Genomic DNA, 16,635 nt, shown 5'->3' on the forward strand with positions numbered 1-16,635 from the left:
TCCGGGTGCACCTACGGCGCTGACCGGGTCCACGGGCAGCTGCGCCGCGACGGCATCCGGGTCGGCCGTAAGCGGGTCGAGCGGTTGATGGCCGCACAGGGCTGGCACGGTGCGTTCCTGCGTCGTGGCTGGCGCGGCGGGTCGACGCGGCAGGACCCCCGCCACACGCCGGCGCCGGATCTGGTCAACCGGCAGTTCACCGCGGATCGCCCGAACCGGTTGTGGGTCGCCGACGCCACCCGGATCCCGTGCGGTGAAGGGGTGTTCTGGCTGGCCGCCGTCCGCGACGTCTTCTCGCGGCGGATCGTGGGCTGGAAAACCTCCGACCGGTGCGACACCGACCTGATCCTGGCCGCGCTCGAATACGGGATTTGGTCGCGTGACACCCGCGACGGTGAGTTGATACATCACAGCGACAGAGGGTCGAACTACACCTCGTTCCGCTTCGCGGAACGCTTACGGGACAACGGAATCCTGCCGTCGATGGGGTCGGTCGGCGACTCCTACGACAACGCGCTGATGGAGAACTTCTGGTCGACGCTGAAGATCGAACTGGTCTACCGGACCTCGTGGCGGACCCGAGACGAGGCCGAGAACGCGATCTTCGCCTACATCGATGGCTGGTACAACACCCGACGTATCCAACGCGAGCTCGGCTACCTCAGCCCGGACGAATACGAGATCGCCTGGCACGCCCAGAGCGAGCCAGATAACCTCACCCCTGCCCCGACCGGCGGCAGGTAACCACCGCTCCATCAAAGCGGGGGCAACTCAGGTCGGGTCCGAAGACGTCCCGACTACGTCGCAGGACTGTCTGAAGCTTGTCTCGCGCCTGCACGACGCGTCCGGACTTCCAGTGCGCTATCGCCAGCTTTCGCTCGACCACCAGAGTCTCAGGATTGTTGCGGCCGTAGCGGAGGGCGTAGCGCACATGCACCTCCTCGAGGATATCCACAGCCTCGGCGCTTCGATCACAGTTGCCGAGACAGACGGCAAGGTTCATCGTCATGTTGAGTACATCGGGATGATCCGGTGGCAAGAGTCGCGATATTCCCTCGAGCGCTTCTTCGGTCATCCGCAATGCTCGTTCGAAGTCCTTCCTGTCGTGGGCAAGGCCCGCCAGGAGCTTACGAGCGCTCCAAGTGTCCGGATGGTTCTCACCGAGGACCCGCAGGCTCCGGGCGAGGACGTCGGCGGCAATCGGCTCCGCGGCGTCGAGGTCTCGGAGATCGGCATGGTCCTGAGCCAGCGAGTGCCGCGCGAACAGGGTGTCTTGGTGGTCGTCTCCGAGCACTCGCCCGAAGCCGTCCGCCACCATCGCCTGAAGATCACGTGCGGCGACCAGGTCGCCGAGCATGCTCATGGTGGAGCTCAGGGTGCCGGCCGCCCGGAGCGTATCGGGATCGTCCTCGCCGAGGATTACCCCGTACCTTCTCACCGTGTCCGAGGCGATCTCATACGCTTCCAGATATCGACCGGCCTGATTAAGTGCATGTGCATGTTGCATGGCGATGGCTAACGCGTCCGGAGCGTCGGGACCGAGCCTGCTGGTCCACGACGAGTGAAGAGTCGACACGATTTGCAGTGCCGTCTGGGTCTCCCCGCGCCGCAGCATCGACAGGACCATTCTGCGGGCGGCGTCCCGCACCTCATGGTCGTCGCTGGTCGCGGGATCGAGGGCGGTGATGTGCGGTGCGAGAGCGGACCAGTCGGGCCAGTTCGCCGGGTCGTCGGTGTCCACCGGCGCTCGCGCTCCGACCAGCGCTGCTACCTGCCTCTGAGCCGCGTCGACGGCCGTTTCGCCCGCCCGGTGGCGGACGACGGCCTGCACCAGACGATGGATCCACAGGCCGTCGACGCCCGTGCCGGCCAACCCGTTGGCCGCGAGAGCCTCGATCACCTGGTAGAACGCGAATCGGCCCAACTTGCTCAGCGGCGGCGACAGCAGCCCGAGGTTGCGGGTGAACAGGTCGAGCGGCACCGGTTCGGGGGCGAGCACCGAACAGAGCAGCAGCAACTGCCCGGCGGCTGCGTGGTCCCGGTCGAGCCGGTCGAGGCCGATGGTGATGCTGGCCGCGAGCGAACGCGGATAGGTCAACGGCCGGCCGTCGTCCAGGATCGCCGCCGCCTCGCTCCTCAGCAGGTCGAAGAACTCGGCCGGCGGCATGGCGTACTTGCTGATGACACTGGCGGCCTGAGTCAGCGCGAGCGGCAGATCACCGAGCTCCTCGGACAGCCGGTCCGCGTCCGCACCGGTGATGGCGGGAAGGCGTTGCCGCAGTAGATCGGCCGATTGCTCACGCGTGAACAGCCCGACGTCCACCGGCTCGGCGAGCTCGTCCCAGCCCGGGTGCCGCGACGTGATCAGCACGTGCCCGCCGCGCGGGGGAAGCCACGGCTCCACACTCGCGGGATCCTCGACATTGTCGAAGACGAGCAGCCAGCGGGCGCCGGCCTCCAACGCGGCGTGCGTGGCCCGCACGGCGGCGGGCGTGGTGGTGCCGTCCGGAACAAGGCCGGCTGCGATGGCGGCCTGGGCCAGATGGCCGCCGATCAGATCCTCCTGCTCGGCGGCGACGAACCAGATGACGTCGTAGTCGGCGGCGTGCCGGTGGGCGTACTCGAGCGCGAGCTGGGTCTTGCCGATGCCCGCCATGCGCTCGCGTGACCTGGTCACCACGCGGCCGCGGCGCTGAAGCCCGTCGCGGATGTGGTCGAGCTGCTCTGCACGCCCGACGAAACCGGTGTTGCGCGGCTGCAAGTTGGTCGTTGCCGTGGGGCCCGCGCCGGCCGGGCCGGGGAACGGGGCCGATCGAGTGGGGCCGGGGAACGGAGCTGAGGTGGGGTGGGGGCGGTCGCGGTCGATGCCGTCGAGGAGGGATTTGCGGGCGTCATCCTCGAACAGGCCGACCAGATCGACGTACACGCGGCTCGAAAGCAACCCCAGCGGGTCGCACTCACGAACCCGGACCGGTACCAGTAGTCGATGGCTTCCGCTCGGGTCCTTCGCGAACGCGGCCCGCCACTCGGCCTCGCCGAAGGCCGACTTCTCCAGATAGTCCGGGGAGAGGACGGCGATCGTGCGTTCGGCCTCGGTCGCCGCGCGCTGCATCTCGTGCAGGAAGTCGTTGCCGGGCCGGATGTCCCACGCCTGCACGACGACGGTGTGACCGTGCGCCTCCAGCTGGACCCCGATCCACTCGGCCCACGCCTGGTCCTTCGCGGTGTAGCTGACGAAGAAGTCTGAAGCCACTGTCGCAAAGCTCCGTCCGGGTCGGGTCTGGGCGTTATGCATACTGCCCGATCCCGGCGTCCGGGTCGTACCCCGGATCGGGGGAGATTTCGGCGCGAACCGCCGACCGGTGAAGCTGCCGTTCGACGGGTGTTCGTGACACGAACATCACAGCGGGTGGCTCGGGTTGATCGCGTTTGCCACGATCACCGGGTGCCCCGTACCCGGTCTGAGCTGCGGCCCCCTCCCGGCGCGCTTGCTGGCGGCGCGCGGCCGGACTGGTGGCGGCGGCTGCGAGTGCCGCTGGTCGTGCTCGCGGCACTGGGGTTGGCGGCGTTCGGGCTGCAGGGGCGGTTTCCCGACCCGCGCGAGTTCCTGGGGGCGCTGACCGGCGCCGACTACAGGTGGGTCACCCTCGCCGTGGTGCTGCAGGTCGTGTCTCTGGGCGCGTTCGCCTGGCAGCAGCGGCAGATTCTGCGGGCCTTCGGCGTACGGCTGGGAGCGGGCTTCGCGATGGCCGTCACCCTGTCGCGGACCGCGATCTCCATCTCGATGCCGGTCGGCTCCGCGGTCTCGGCCGGTTACGCGGCCCGGCAGTACGTGCGCGCGGGCGCCTCGAAAGAGATCGCGGCCGCCTCGATGATCGTCTCGGGGCTCGCCTCGATCGGTGGGCTGGCCCTGCTCTACGTGGCCGGCGGCGCCGCGGTGCTGACCCGGGACCCGGGTCTGCTCGCCGGGCCGGAGCCGCTCATGGTGATCGCCGGCCTGGTCGCGCTGACTGTGGCTGCGGTCGTCGGTGGTCGCCTTCTGATGCGCCGGCCGGCCGAGGCCGGGCCCGCACGGCCGCGATCGGACAACCGGGCCGCGGCCTTCCTGCGCCGGACTCTCGCCTCGGCCCGCGAAGCCTGGCGGGCCGGCGCTGCCCTGCGCGCCCGCGAGTGGGTGGTCGGCACGCTCTACTACGCCGTCAACTGGCTCACCGACCTGCTCTGCCTGGTTGCCACCTGCCGGGCCGTCGGCCTGCCGGTGGGCATCACCACGCTGGCCGGCATCTACCTGGGCGTGCAGATCGTGCGTCAGGTTCCGCTGACCCCGGGCGGCGTGGGCGTGATCGACACCGCCCTCGTGGCCGGTCTGACCGCCGCCGGAGCGACCGCGGTCACGGCGGCCGCCGCCGTGCTCATCTACCGGCTGATCTCGTGCTGGCTGCTCCTCCCCGCCGGGGGCATAGCCGCGCTGTGGCTCCGTCGCGGGGCGGCTTCTGCCGTGCCGCGCGTGAGTTGACTGCCGCGGCGACCTTGGTGGTCTTGTGCTTCGCCGCGGGGCGGTTTGGTTGTGCTGCGCGTGAGTTGATGGGCCGAGGTGCAATCTTGGCTTTGTTGAGAGGTAGCCGTGCCTGCCGTTGCTGAGCGGCTCGGTGACGGTGGCATCACCGTTCGTTGGCTTCGCCGCGAGGTGGCCGTGCCGCGTGCGGGCTGATCGGCGGCGCTGCATCCACCGGTCTTCGGTGTTGCCGCGAGGCGGCTTCAACCGTGCTTGGCGTGAACATATGACGGCCAGCCACAGCGGCAGGCTGAGTAGGACCGTCTTGCGGGCGCCGATCCGGCGCGTTCTTCGTGGTCGGCGGCGTCCTGCTCACGTCACTGGCTCCGGCCGAGCCTGCAGCTGCAGTCGGCTCGTTCAAGATTGTTTGCGGCGGCGGTGGGCTGCCTTGGGGCGGGCGCCGTCGGGGCGGGGCATGCCGCCCATGCGGATGAGGACGCCGCGGCGGGTTTCGGCCGCCACCCGGGTCTGCGGGTGGCTGGAGCCGAGCCGGGTGACGAGGCGGTCGACCGTGTCGTCGAGCAGCTTGCGGGCCGGGAGCAGGGCGCCGGCCGCGATCAGGGCGCGGGACAGCTCGTGGGCGCAGCGCAGCGTGTCGGGGTGGTCGGAGCCGAGCACGTCGCGCCAGCCCCTGTGCAGTTCGGCGGCGATGGTGCGGGCCGGGCGGGCCTTTCCCCGGTGCAGCAGGCTTTCCACCAGGCGGCAGGCGGCGGTTCTCAGCGCCTGGTCGGTGCTGTGGGCGGCATCCGAGGCGATCAGGTGCGGCGCCAGGGCAGCCCAGCGGGGCCAGGACGTCGACGCCTCGACCTCGTCGGGAACGGCCGCCGCCACCAGCTCACCCGCGTACGAGCGGCAGACCGCAGACGCCGCCTCACCCAGGTCGTCCCGGACGGCCGTACGCACCGGTTCGGGGACCAGCAGGCCGTCAGCGCCGCGCCGGGCCAGGCCGGGCTCGACCAGGGCCGCCACCAGCCGGTTGAACTGGAACGGAGCAACCCCGCCGAGGGGTCGCGGAAGCCGGCCCAGTGAGCGGGTGAACACGTCGACCGGCACCGGCGCCTTGTGCAGCACCGCACACAGACAGAGAAGCTGAGCCGCCGCGGGATTCTGCTCGCCCAGCGTTTCGATGGCAGCGCCGATGTCCCCGGGCACGGTGGCGGGATCCCGCTGTCTCGGCACGGCTGGTGCAAGTCCGTCGGTCGTCGACCGCGCCGATTGCTCGTCGATCTGCCGGCGGCGCAGCCGCGCCCCGAGCGACGAGCCGGCCTCGTCCACTGAGCCGGCCTCGTCCGCTGAGTCGGCCTCGTCCACTGAGCCGGCCACGTCCGCTGAGTCGGCTTCGTTCACTGAGTCGGCTTCGTCCACTGAGCCGGCCTCTTCCCGCGACCCGGCCTCGTCGAGCGAGCCGTCCTCGGCCGGCGAGCCAACTTTGTCCAGCAAGCCAGCCTTGTCCAGCGAACCGTCCGACAGCTCTGTTCCGGCGTCCGTCAGTTCTTGTCCGGCGTCCAGCGAGTCGTCCGGCCGCTCCGGCCCGCCGGCTGGCATGTTGTCCGATCGCTCTGCTCTGGGGTCCGGCGAGGCGTCATGCCGATCGGGCCCGCCGCGTCGCGTGCTGTCTGGCCGCTCTGGTCCGGCGTCAAGCGAGCTGTCCGGCCGACAGGACGTTTCGGACGGCGAGCTGCCCGGCGCAGCCGCCCTGGCGGCGGGCGAGCCGGGGGACAGCCCCAACGCAGCCTCCGGCCCGTCCGGCTCGATGTCCGGCGGGAGTTCGGAGGGCGCTGGCCCGCCGTCCGGGCCGGTTACCGGCTGGACCTCCCACGGGAGCACGCCGGTCGGGGAATTCCGTCCGTGATCGGGCAAGCCGTCGGACAGGGGCGTGACGCCCGGCGGAACCCGGGGCGCGGGCACGCTGGGTGGTGGCGGGACCTTGTGCGGATCGGTGACCGGTACAGAGTCGGGCGCCCCCATGACGGCAACCTCCTCGGGCGGGACGGGATGCGCGTAGGTCATGGGGGTTTATAGCGGCCCCGCCCAACGGCCGGAGCAGCGCAGGTGGCGGGCGGATCGTCCGGTGGGGGAGCGGCGCGGCGGAAGCTTTCGCAGGTCCGCGCGGGATCGAAGAGGATTGCCGCCGGGCCGCGCCGGTCCGCCGCGGGCGGCGCCGCGTCGACGCCGTCCATCGATCGAGTGACAGAGATGCCCTGTTCGGGGTGCCTTGGTCCATGGCCGGGACCGTAGCGGATATCGCGCGGCGGGCATCGGTTATCCACAATCAGCCGGCACCGATGCCCGTCTGTCCACAGGGCCTTCCCATCGGCAGTCGCTGATGGTTACGTGTCTGCATGAGACGGAGAGGCGCCTTCATCGCATTGATGGTCGCGGCATTGGTCGGGGCATCCGCCACCCCCGCCGGCGCCGCGGCTCCTGCATACCGCTATCACTTCCTGAGCCCGGGCGGTCAGCCCAGGCTGACCGAGACGGTGCCGGTCAACGTCGTCTTCCTCGGCTACGAGCCGGGCCAGGTCGGCAAATCGGCCTTCACGGGCCAACTTGCCAAGAAGTACGAGCCGGTCGTCCGTTCCCGGCTGTCGTACGACAAGGTCGAAAAGCTCGGCATCACCTACAAGTACGACTACAGACTGAAATACACCGATCGCGCGTACGAGGACACATTCTTCAAGCAGCTGTCGAAGCTGGCCAAGCCGGCGCCGCTGACGCAATACCAGACGGCCTACAACGCCCAGCCCGGCGGCGTTCTCGACATCACCGCCAACCACACGATCGACGCCCCCAGCGTGGAGAAGTGGCTGGCCTTCCACCCACCGGCCGGTGTGGACACCCGGCGCAACACCGTCTTCTTCATCAACTGGTACGGCCGTGCCGACTTCAAGTTCCACGTCTACACCAAGACCGGCGAGCCCGACCCCGACACCGGCTACGACTTCGGCGCCAGCCGCGACAGCCGCAAGATGATCGCCTGGGGCGGCACCACGGCAGACGACGAGGAGACCGGGCTGCGCTCCACCCGGCGGGTCTGGTTCCATGACCTGTCGGCCGGCCCCGAGTCGTGGACGGCCAACTACGACGTGACCAACGCCGACGTCGACGGTGACGGCGAGGCCGACTACCGCATGCCGCCGATCTGGGAATACAGGGCCGGCGGCTACCGTGCGCCGAGCGCCCTGGCCGGCGACCTGGGCAAGATCACCCGCTACGTCGCGCTGAACCTGCTGATGACGACGTCGCCGCTGTACCCGGTCGAGCTGCCGACGGCCGAGCCGCCACGTTCGATCAACATCGACAGCAACACGTACGAGGGCTGGCCCGGTGTCGACGCCTCGCGGCAGTACACGAAGCCGAAGCTGGTCGTCGATGAGCTGGCCGAGCTGCGCTGGCGCAACAAGGTCGACTACGACAACCAGGACTTCGCCCTCGACGCGAAGAACCGGCAGTGCTACGACGGCTTCGAGAGCGGCGTGAGCTGCTATCCCGACAGCGGCCTGCCGTCGGACGCCAACCTGTTCCTCTACAACCGCGAGAATCTGGCCCGCACCAAGGACGACGGCGCCAAGGTCGACTACGAGCTGCCCGTCTTCAACTACGTCCTCCCGCCCGACGTCGACCCGTCGCTGCTCGGGTTCGCCGACGACGACTGGGCGACCGGCAATCAGTCGTACGTCTTCAACTTCCTCTCCCAGAGCATCGTCGAGAGCGGCTACGGGCTGAGCACGACGACGATTCACGAGGTCGGCCACCACCTGGGCATGTCGCACCCGCACGACGGCTACGACAGCGAGACCGGGGTCGATTACGGGCCGTCGGGTTCGACGTTCTTCGCGTGGTCGGGCGACGAGAGCAACTCGATGATGAGCTACATCGACGTCAACTGGGACTTCTCGCAGTTCGACCGGGACAACAGCGACCGCTTCCTGACCGCCGCGTACTGGGAGGCGGCCAACCGGCTTGCCGCCACGATCCCGGGCGGGAAGGCCCGGAGTGACCTGGTGCGGGCCGACGCGCTGCTCGGTCTGGCCAAGGTGGCGTTCGCCAAGCACGAGTACCGGGCGGCGTACGCGCTGGCCGACTCGGCGTACGGCAAGGTGGTCGCGGCCGCCAAGAAGTCGGGCGTCGACCCGGGCTCGGCCGCGAAGGCGATGGCCGCCGAGGCGGACGCGGCCCGCGCCGTCCCCGACCTGCACAGCCCGCACGAGTTCATCGACACCCTCGACCCGGACGGGCCCCGCGCCCAGCCGTGACGACCGACACCCGTCGCCGCGCCGTTCAGACACGGCGCGGCGGCGGCCTGCCGTGGCGGCACTGCGAAGGAGCGGCGCGCGGCGCGCCTTGCCGGCACTGTGAAGGAGCGGCGGCGGCCTGCCGTGGCGGCACTGCGAAGGAGCGGCGCGCGGCCCGGCGTGGTGACACCGTGAGTGAACGGCGCGGCGGCGAGTCAACGGGGCTGCGGGTCCTCCGGGAGCGGGGGAGGGTCGGTATCGTCGAGTCATGTCGATGGCTTCGGCCGGGCGTCGGGTGATCGCTTTCGAAGCGTTGCTGGCCGTGGTGCTGCTGGTCACCGCGGCCACGATCTACTTCGTCAAGAATTCGTGGGGGCCGTACTACACCACCATGGACGACGCCGAGGCCGTGCCGGCTGCGGTCCGGCCGGTGGCGGGGGCCTCCACCGGGTCGTACCGCTGGAATTGCGGCCGCAACGAGCGGGGGCACCGCAACACGGCGAACATCGTGGTCACGCCGGGCAAGCCGGGGCCGGCGCATCACCTGCACGACTACATCGGGAATCTCGGGGTTCAGGTCGACTCGACGGTGGCCGATCTGGTGGGGAAACCGACGACTTGTTCCAACGGCGACGCCTCCACGTACTACTGGGCGGTGCTGCGACTTGCCGGGCCGAGCAACAATGAGCATGGCGGGCCGGTTCAGGTGCCGGTCTCGCTGACCATGACGTACTACGGCAACCCGCTGGGGCCGGTGCTGCCGATGCCGCGATTGCTGCGCGCGGCCGTCGGTGACGCCTACGCTCACACCAACGGGGGCGCGCTGGCCCGCAGCCGGTGGACCTGCTCCGACACACCCGAGAGGCAGACCATGAAGTATCCGCTATGCGACGACGGTGCTGCCGTGGTGCGGATCTTCGACTTCCCGAGCTGCTGGGACGGCCGCCAACTCGACAGCGCCAACCACCGGCAGCACGTCGTCTTTCCCGTCGCCGGGGGCGGCTGCCCGGTCGGCACGTTCGCGGTGCCCCGGTTGCAGATCACCATGGCGTACGCAGTACCGCGCGGCACCCGGTACCAGATCGACGCGTTCGACGAGCAGGACCATGACCCCGCCACCGATCACGGCTTCCTGGTGAACCTCATGCCCGAGCCGGTGATGGCCCGCGCGGTGAAATGTCTCAACAGCGGCCGGGCCTGCGACGACACCGCGACCAAACGGTCCGCTCCGTGACCGCCTCCGAGCACGCCGACATCGCGGGCTACCTCCTCGACACGCTGACGCCCGAGCAACGCCGGGCGGTCGACGAGCACCTCGCCGGCTGTGCCGAGTGCCGCGACGAGGTCGATTCGCTGCGCGAGTGGAGCGCGGCCCTCGAAGCGGTGCCCGAGCCCATGCTGCTCGAAGGCCCACCCGACGGGGGCGACCTGCTGCTGCAGCGCACGCTGCGCCAGGTGCGCACCGAGTCGACGTCCCACTACCGCCGCCGTACGGCCCTGGTCTCCTCGGCCGCGGCGGTGCTGGTCGCGGTGGCGATCGGTGGCGGCATCCTGGCCGGCCGCACCACCGCGCCCGACACCCCCCTCGCGCAGCCCACACCGACGGTCTCCACCCAGCCGACAACCGTCCCCGGCACCCGCACCGCCACCGGCGTCGACGCCACCACCGGCGCTCGCATCACCGTCGCCGTGGCTCCGGCTGCGGGCTGGGTGCGCGTCAACGCCGCCGTCTCCGGCATCCCGGCCGGCGAACGCTGCGTGCTCGAGGTGGTCGCCAAGGACGGCTATGTGGCCCAGGCCGGCAGCTGGCTGGTCTCCCCGGCCGGCGAGGCCGGTGGCACCACCCTGAACGGCAGCGCCCTGATCGCCCCCGACGATGTGAAGTCGGTGCGCGTGGTCAACACCGCCGGTAAACAGTTCGCCAGCGTTGACGTCTGACCGCCCAGCGGCTCGGCGGCAGGGCGGCCCAACGGCTCGTGGCGGGCTCGGGGCCGGGCGGCTCGCGTACCCGACGGCTCGGTAGCTCGGCGGCTCGCTTGCCTGACCGCTCGGGAGGCGGACGGCTTGGCGGCATGCGGCGCCTGACGGCTCGGGGGGCCTGACGGCCTGGCAGCTGGGGGCTGACGGGTTGGTGGCTCGGAGGGCTGACGGCTCGCGGGGCCTGACGGCCTGGCCGCTGAGGGCTGATGGGTTGGCGGCTCGGCGGCTCGAGGCTGGCGGCTTGGCGCTCGCGTGCCTGGCGGCTCGGAAGGCTGACGGCTCATAGGCTGACGGCTGACGGTTTGCGCGGCCTGACGGTTTGGCCGCTGAGGGCTCACGGCTGGGTGGCCTGGCGGCCTGGCACCCGGACCGCCTGTTTCCTGCGGAAACGTGCCGGCACCAAGGCGGACTACTACGTGTGGTCGGTGGGCGTGGGACGGCCGCCGGAGTGGTCCTCGAGCAGGCTCAACTGGGACAGCGCCCGGGACTGCCCGGTCAGGTCGCCGAGCTCGCGGAACAGGTCCAGCGCGCGGCGGAAGTTCTGTGCGGCCTCGTCGGGACGGCCCTGGTGCAGGTGGGCGACGCCCATGCCGTCCAGGGCGTGCGCCTGGGCCTCGATGTCGCCCAGTTGGCAGGCGGCGCGACGGGCGTGGTCGTGCAGGATGAGGGCGTCGTGATGGTGGCCGCCTGCGAAGTAGGAGGACAGCAGGCGGGCCAGGCGGGTGGTGTGGGTGGGCCAGCCGTGCGCGGCCGTGTGGGCGGCTACCGCGACCAGGGTCGGCCGCTCGGCGTCGAGCCAGGCCGGGGCGGATCCCGGTCCGGTCAGGTCGGGGATCGGAGTGGCGGCCGTGACATCCTCCGACCCGGCCTCGGCTGGATGCAGGGAGCGCATGGCCGCGGCTCCGGCGGCCAGGTAGTAGTCGAACAGCCGGGTCAGCGCGGCTTGCCGTTCGGCTGGGGGGTCCTGGTCCTGGGCCCGGGTCGCGGCGTGGGCGCGCACCAGGTCGTGCAGGGTGTAGCGGCCGGGCGCGGCCTCCTGGACCAGGTGGTCGGTGCCCAGGTGCTCGAGCCAGGCCCGGGCGGTGGGCAGGTCGGCCCGGGCCAGGGCGGCCAGGGCGTACGCGTCCAGATCCGGCCCGGGGTGGAGCGCGATCAGCCGCAGGGCCCGTTGCGTGGCGGGTGGCAGATGCCGGTACGACAGGGCGAGGGCGACCTCGACGCCGGAGTCGAGCCGCCGGTCGCGGTGGCGTTCGCCGAGGCGGTCGGCGTGGTCGGTCAGGGTCCAGCCGGGGCTGTCGCCGATGTGGCCGGCGATCAGGCTGAGGGCCAGCGGCAGGTGGCCGCACCGCCGGGCGATCACCGCGGCGGCCTGCGGGTCGGCGCCCACCGGCACTCCGGGCACGGCGCTGGTCAGGAAGCCGGCTGCCTCGTCGGTGGTGAAGACGCCGAGCGGCAGGCGGATCACCGGCGGCAACCCGGTCAGGCGGCGCCGGCTGGTGATCAGGACGACGCTGCCAGGCGCGTCCGGCAGCAGCGGGCGGAGCTGCTCGGCGGTGGCGGCATTGTCGAGAACGACCAGGGGCCGTACGCCGGTGAGGTGTTCGCGGTAGGCGGCGCTCAGGGCGTCCAGCCCGTGCGGCATCCGGTTGCCGGGCACCCCGAGCAGCCGCAGGAAACCGTCGAGCACCGCCGACGGATCGGCCGGTGGCTGCGAATCGTCGGGATGGAAGCCGCGCAGGTCGACGAAGAGCACCCGGTCGAACGGCTCGCGCCGGTGCAGCTGGTGGGCGGCGTGGACGGCGAGTTGGGTCTTGCCGACCCCGGCCATCCCCTCGATCGCGGCCACCACCACGCCCCCGCCGGCGCGGGCGGCGGACAGCCGGTCGAGCTCGCTGTGTCGTCCGGTGAATCCGGGCAGGTCGGGCGGGAGGGTGTCGTGCACCCGCACCTGCGACACGGCCTCGATCTCGCCCGCCACCGCCCGCAGCGCCAGGCGCCACCGGTTCACGTACGCCTCGTCGGGGTGCAGCGCCCGTACCACGGCCAGGACGAGTTCGGTGTTCATCCGCCGCCGGCCCGGCTGGAAGGCGTGGGCGACGGTGGAGCGGCGGGCCAGCTCGGCGGCCGGGCGGCCGGACCGGGACCAGGCCTGGTTGACCCGCTCCTTGATCGTCTCGTACGACGGGTCGCCGGCCTCGGTCTTCAGCCGTCGTAGCCGGTCGACCAGCTCGTCGAGCGAGCCGGCGCCGGCCGGTTCGGGCAGGTCGGGCCGCGGCACCGACCCAGGTTAACGACCGTCCGATTTCGTCCGGACTTCGGGCGGCACGGGGTCTCCGCGGTCACACTCGACAGCGGCCGGTCCCGTGCTCACACCCCAGTAAAGTGCGGGACCGGTCCCGCCGCTCGCGTCACCGTTTCGGCGCCGTTGAGTTGTCAGGCCGGCGGCAGCGAGGAGTAGAACTCCACATGCCGGCGCGCTGCGGCTTCCCAGGTGTGGGCGGCGGCCAAGGCGCGGCCGGCGTCCCGGCGGGACGGATCCGGTTCCTTCACGGCCTGCAGAAGGGCGGCGGCCAGCGACGACGGATCGTGGCCGTAGCCGACAGCGGGGCCGAAGACCTCGCGCAGCACCGGCAGATCCCGCACGACGACCGGGATGCCCGCGGCCAGGGCTTCCATGGCGGCCAGGCCGAAGCCCTCCTTGGTGGACGGGAACGCGAAGGCGGCTGCCCCGGCGACGAGGGCGGGCAGAGCGTCGTGATCGACGGGCCCGAGGACCGTGGGGGCGAGGTCGAGGGTGGCGGCTTGAGCGTCCCACTCGGCGCGGTAGTCGCGGTAGTCGAACAGGGTCTCGCCACCGGCGATCACCAAGCGCAGTTCGGGGAGAGAAGCGCGCAGTTCGGCGTACGCGGTGAGCAGGTCGAGCGAGCCCTTGCGGGGTTCGATGCCGCCGACGGCCAGCAGGTAAGGCTGCTCCAGGTCGACGAAGGCCGGTTCGTGGACCGTGCTTGCAGGGATCGGCGGGAACGGGTCGGCGAACTCCGGATCCTGGACCGTCCTGTCCGGGACGGGCGGGATCGGGCCGGCGCGGTGCGGCACGGCCGACGCGAAGCGCTCGTAGTCGACGCCGTTGGGAATGACCGTGGCCGACAACCCCCATCCGGCCGACAGCTCGGACGCGACCGCCGAGGAGACACAGACATGCGCGTACGGCCGGACGATTGCTCGTTCGTGACAAGCGACCAGTTCCGGTGTCGTGAACTGATCGATGTGGTGCACGGTGCGCACACAACGCTCAACAGCGTTGGCGCTGATGCAGTCCTGCGCGTGCACCACGTCGTACGCGGAAGGGGTGAAAGCCTCCCGCAGCAGCGCGATCGACCGCAGGATGCGCTCGCCCACGCTCTCGCCGGGCCGGTCGGGAAACGGCACCACGGCCAGGCGCACCCGCGGATCGACCGGGCGGAAGAAGCCGCCGCCGCGTCCCAGCGTCCACACGGTCACGTCGTGACCGAGCGCGGCGAGCGCCTCGGCCAGCGCGAGTGTGTGCACCACGCCGCCCCGCGGACGCGTCGAATAGGTCAGCAGGGCAATCCTCACCGGTAGGCCTCCGGGCGCAACTCGGCGAGATGACTGAGCACGCGCCGGGCCTGCGCGATTTCGAGCGCGACGTCCAGTTCGGCCACCGCCAGGCCCGCTTTCGCCCACGTACGGGCGAGAACGTTCCCGGCCGGGCCGACCACCTTGGCCTGGCCCAGGAACCGCATCCCGCCCGCGGCGCCGGTCTGGTTGGACGACACCACGACGATCTGGTTCTCGGCGGCGCGAGCACAGTCGTACAAGTCGAACAGCCGCGACTGGCGGTCCTGCGACATCTTCGGCGCGGCGTTGGTGAGGCTGGCCGGCCACGCGGACAGGCAGGCCACGATCTCGGCGCCGTCGAGGGCGAGCGTGCGCGCCGACTCGGGGAACGTCTTGTCGTAGTCGATCAGCATGCCGATCCGGCCCACCGGGGTGTCGAACGAGGCGAATCCGGCGCCGGCGCGGTAGACGACGCCTTCGGCCGCGGGCAGGTGCACCTTGCGGTGCCGGCCGAGCACGCCGTCGCCGGTGAGGCAGACCGCGGCGTTGTAGCGCTCGTCGCCGTCGGCCTCGCAGAAGCCGACGCAGACCACCATCTCCCGGGCCGTCGCCGCGATCCGTTCGAAAATCGGGTCGTCCGGCTTGAGCGCGGGTGGGAACGCGGACGGGTCGGGATGGCGCAGGTCGGCCAGGTAGCCGCCGAGCGCGGCGTCGGGCAGCACGAGCAGCCCGACGCCGGCCGCACGGGCGTCGCCGATCAACTTCCCGATCCGGCCCAGGTCGTGCTCGAGATCGCGGCCGAAGTGGGCCGCCGCGGCGGCGATTCGGATAGGCATGGCTTCAGTCCGTCTTAGGGCGGTGATGGGCTGGTTGGACGGGCATCAGTTGTAAGCGGCCGGTCGGCGGTCGCGCAGGTGTCCCATGTAGCGGCGCGCGTTGGTGAGCGAGCCGGCGACGTCGACAGTGGCGACCGCCATGCCGGGAGCACAGCCCGTGGTGGCCAGGACGTCACCGCCCGGGTCGACGATCTTCGCGCTGCACACGAACCGTAGCGACCCGAAGGTGCCGGCCTGGTTGGCCGAGATCCACACGACCTGGTTCTCGAGCGCGCGGGCCCGGTCGAACAGGTCGAACCGGCGCGTCCAGCGGTCGTCGGCCAGGGACTCGGGGGCGTTCGTGCGGCTGCCCGGCCAGGCCGAGACGCACACGATGATCTCGGCGCCGTCCAGGGCGAGCGAGCGGGCCGACTCCGGGAACGCCTTGTCGTAGCAGATCATCAGCCCGAGCCGGCCGACCGGCGTGTCGAAGGCCGCGAACGACGAGCCGGACGCGTAGCTGGCGTCCTCGCGCAGCGGTTGGTGCACCTTGCGGTGATTGCCGAGCACCCGTCCCTCGCCGACGCAGACCACACTGTTGTAGCGGGTGCCGTCGCCCGCGTCCTCGCAGTAGCCGGCGCACACCACCATGTCGCCGGCGATGGCCACCAGCCGCGCGATCTCGGGCCCGTCCAGGCGCAGGGCCGGCGGCAGATCGGCCTGCCCGTCCAGGTCGGCCAGGTAGCCGCCGAGGCAGGCCTCGGGCAGGGCCAGCAGGCGTACGCCGTCGGCCCGCGCCGCCTCGACCAGCTTCTCGACGCGGGTGAAGCCGTCCTCCAGATCGCGGTCGAATGCCTCCGCGACCGCCGCCACCTTGATCATGCTGTGCCTCCTGCTGAATCGTCGCCGGCTCCGGTGCGGTCGCTGATCGGCGCCCGGGGCCGGGAAGGGCTCATGCCGCGGCTCCCATTCCGGTGACGCCGCCGGCCAACGCGGTGGTGATCTCGCCATCGGGCCAGCGCAGGCGCACGCCGGCGCCCGCGACCAGCTCGCCACAGACCGCGGTGTCCGCCGGCCCGGCCGGTGCTTCCGCCTGCGGTCCGGTCGTGAGCATCGCGAACCCGGGAAAGCACGTCAGCCAGTCGCCCATGGTCGCGGCGGCCGGGCGTGGCACCGCTGCCACGTCCAGCACGGCGCCGCATCCGCTCGCCTCGGCCAGCATGCCGAGTGTCCCGACGATGCCGGCCATCGACACGTCCTTGGCCGCCGCCGGCTGCGCGGCCGCCACGTATCCCTGCATCTGCCGCAGCTCGGCCGACGTGCGCCGGCTGGTCGAGTCCCACTGCCGGCCGTGATAGCCGGGCCGCCAGCCGCCCCCGAGGTCGGCCGTGAGCCGCACGCGATCACCGGGCCGTCCGCCACCGCCCGGCACCGGCCCGGCTGCGCGCCGCACGCGGTCATCGGGATGTTC

12 protein-coding genes are annotated in these 16,635 nt (G+C 71.4%); 5 read left to right on the forward strand and 7 right to left on the reverse strand.

Translation table 11 applies throughout. From position 1 onward, the window contains the following. On the forward strand, nucleotides 1-744 hold a 744-nt coding region (locus tag KXC43_RS17475; protein WP_221377133.1), incomplete at its 5' end, for an IS3 family transposase. On the opposite strand, the gene fxsT is transcribed toward KXC43_RS17475, so the two are convergent. Next, nucleotides 716-3,295, reverse strand: coding sequence for an FxSxx-COOH system tetratricopeptide repeat protein (gene fxsT / locus KXC43_RS17480; protein WP_255644266.1), 2,580 nt, complete (start codon nucleotides 3,293-3,295; stop codon nucleotides 716-718). The two genes, KXC43_RS17475 and fxsT, sit on opposite strands and share 29 nt — an antisense overlap. Nucleotides 3,296-3,445: 150 nt before the next feature. Between fxsT and KXC43_RS17485 the strand changes: the two genes are divergently transcribed. Continuing rightward, nucleotides 3,446-4,516, forward strand: coding sequence for a lysylphosphatidylglycerol synthase transmembrane domain-containing protein (locus KXC43_RS17485; protein ID WP_308129125.1), 1,071 nt, complete (start codon nucleotides 3,446-3,448; stop codon nucleotides 4,514-4,516). 396 nt (nucleotides 4,517-4,912) lie between these two features. Here the strand turns inward: KXC43_RS17485 and KXC43_RS17490 are convergent, their stop codons facing one another. Beyond that, nucleotides 4,913-5,995, reverse strand: a complete 1,083-nt coding sequence (locus KXC43_RS17490; protein WP_221377135.1) for a tetratricopeptide repeat protein — start codon at nucleotides 5,993-5,995, stop codon at nucleotides 4,913-4,915. 902 nt (nucleotides 5,996-6,897) lie between these two features. On the opposite strand from KXC43_RS17490, the gene KXC43_RS17495 reads away from it, so the two are divergent. The 3 genes from KXC43_RS17495 to KXC43_RS17505 all read left to right on the forward strand — a co-directional run bounded on the left by KXC43_RS17495 (nucleotide 6,898) and on the right by KXC43_RS17505 (nucleotide 10,728). Next, entirely contained in the window at nucleotides 6,898-8,811 is a 1,914-nt protein-coding gene (locus KXC43_RS17495) for a zinc metalloprotease (RefSeq protein ID WP_221377136.1), read from the forward strand. Nucleotides 8,812-9,058: 247 nt separating this feature from the next. Further along, nucleotides 9,059-10,024, forward strand: coding sequence for a DUF1996 domain-containing protein (locus tag KXC43_RS17500; protein WP_255644267.1), 966 nt, complete (start codon nucleotides 9,059-9,061; stop codon nucleotides 10,022-10,024). Then, the gene (locus tag KXC43_RS17505) at nucleotides 10,021-10,728 is read left to right on the forward strand and encodes an anti-sigma factor family protein (RefSeq protein WP_308129126.1); all 708 of its coding nucleotides are present in this window, start codon (nucleotides 10,021-10,023) and stop codon (nucleotides 10,726-10,728) included. The genes KXC43_RS17500 and KXC43_RS17505 overlap by 4 nt, the downstream gene beginning before the upstream one ends. Before the next feature lie 454 nt (nucleotides 10,729-11,182). Here KXC43_RS17505 and KXC43_RS17510 read toward each other — a convergent pair whose 3' ends face one another. The 5 genes from KXC43_RS17510 to KXC43_RS17530 form a co-directional block, all read right to left on the reverse strand. After that, the gene (locus KXC43_RS17510) at nucleotides 11,183-13,048 is read right to left on the reverse strand and encodes an NB-ARC domain-containing protein (RefSeq protein ID WP_221377138.1); all 1,866 of its coding nucleotides are present in this window, start codon (nucleotides 13,046-13,048) and stop codon (nucleotides 11,183-11,185) included. A gap of 155 nt (nucleotides 13,049-13,203) precedes the next feature. After that, nucleotides 13,204-14,367 (reverse strand): glycosyltransferase, encoded by a 1,164-nt coding sequence (locus KXC43_RS50910; RefSeq protein ID WP_308129127.1) that lies wholly within the window; start codon nucleotides 14,365-14,367, stop codon nucleotides 13,204-13,206. Then, nucleotides 14,364-15,185: a carbon-nitrogen hydrolase family protein gene (locus tag KXC43_RS17520; RefSeq protein ID WP_221377139.1), complete on the reverse strand. Its 822-nt coding sequence runs from the start codon at nucleotides 15,183-15,185 to the stop codon at nucleotides 14,364-14,366. Before KXC43_RS17520 ends, KXC43_RS50910 begins: the two co-directional genes overlap by 4 nt. A 45-nt stretch (nucleotides 15,186-15,230) precedes the next feature. Continuing rightward, nucleotides 15,231-16,046, reverse strand: coding sequence for a carbon-nitrogen hydrolase family protein (locus KXC43_RS17525; RefSeq protein WP_255644268.1), 816 nt, complete (start codon nucleotides 16,044-16,046; stop codon nucleotides 15,231-15,233). A gap of 70 nt (nucleotides 16,047-16,116) precedes the next feature. Beyond that, the coding region (locus KXC43_RS17530) for an AIR synthase-related protein (protein WP_255644269.1) at nucleotides 16,117-16,635 on the reverse strand (519 nt) is incomplete at its 5' end.

Source organism: Paractinoplanes polyasparticus, from assembly GCF_019710575.1.
In the GTDB taxonomy this organism is placed as follows: Bacteria; Actinomycetota; Actinomycetes; order Mycobacteriales; family Micromonosporaceae; genus Actinoplanes; species Actinoplanes polyasparticus.

What these genes read in the sequence shown, in the direction of transcription:
- fxsT (WP_255644266.1), bottom strand. Translation starts at nt 3,295, where the DNA reads ATGCATAACGCCCAGACCCGACCCGGACGGAGCTTTGCGACAGTGGCT.
- KXC43_RS17495 (WP_221377136.1), top strand. Translation starts at nt 6,898, where the DNA reads ATGAGACGGAGAGGCGCCTTCATCGCATTGATGGTCGCGGCATTGGTC.
- KXC43_RS17500 (WP_255644267.1), top strand. Translation starts at nt 9,059, where the DNA reads ATGTCGATGGCTTCGGCCGGGCGTCGGGTGATCGCTTTCGAAGCGTTG.
- KXC43_RS17520 (WP_221377139.1), bottom strand. Translation starts at nt 15,185, where the DNA reads ATGCCTATCCGAATCGCCGCCGCGGCGGCCCACTTCGGCCGCGATCTC.
- KXC43_RS17525 (WP_255644268.1), bottom strand. Translation starts at nt 16,046, where the DNA reads ATGATCAAGGTGGCGGCGGTCGCGGAGGCATTCGACCGCGATCTGGAG.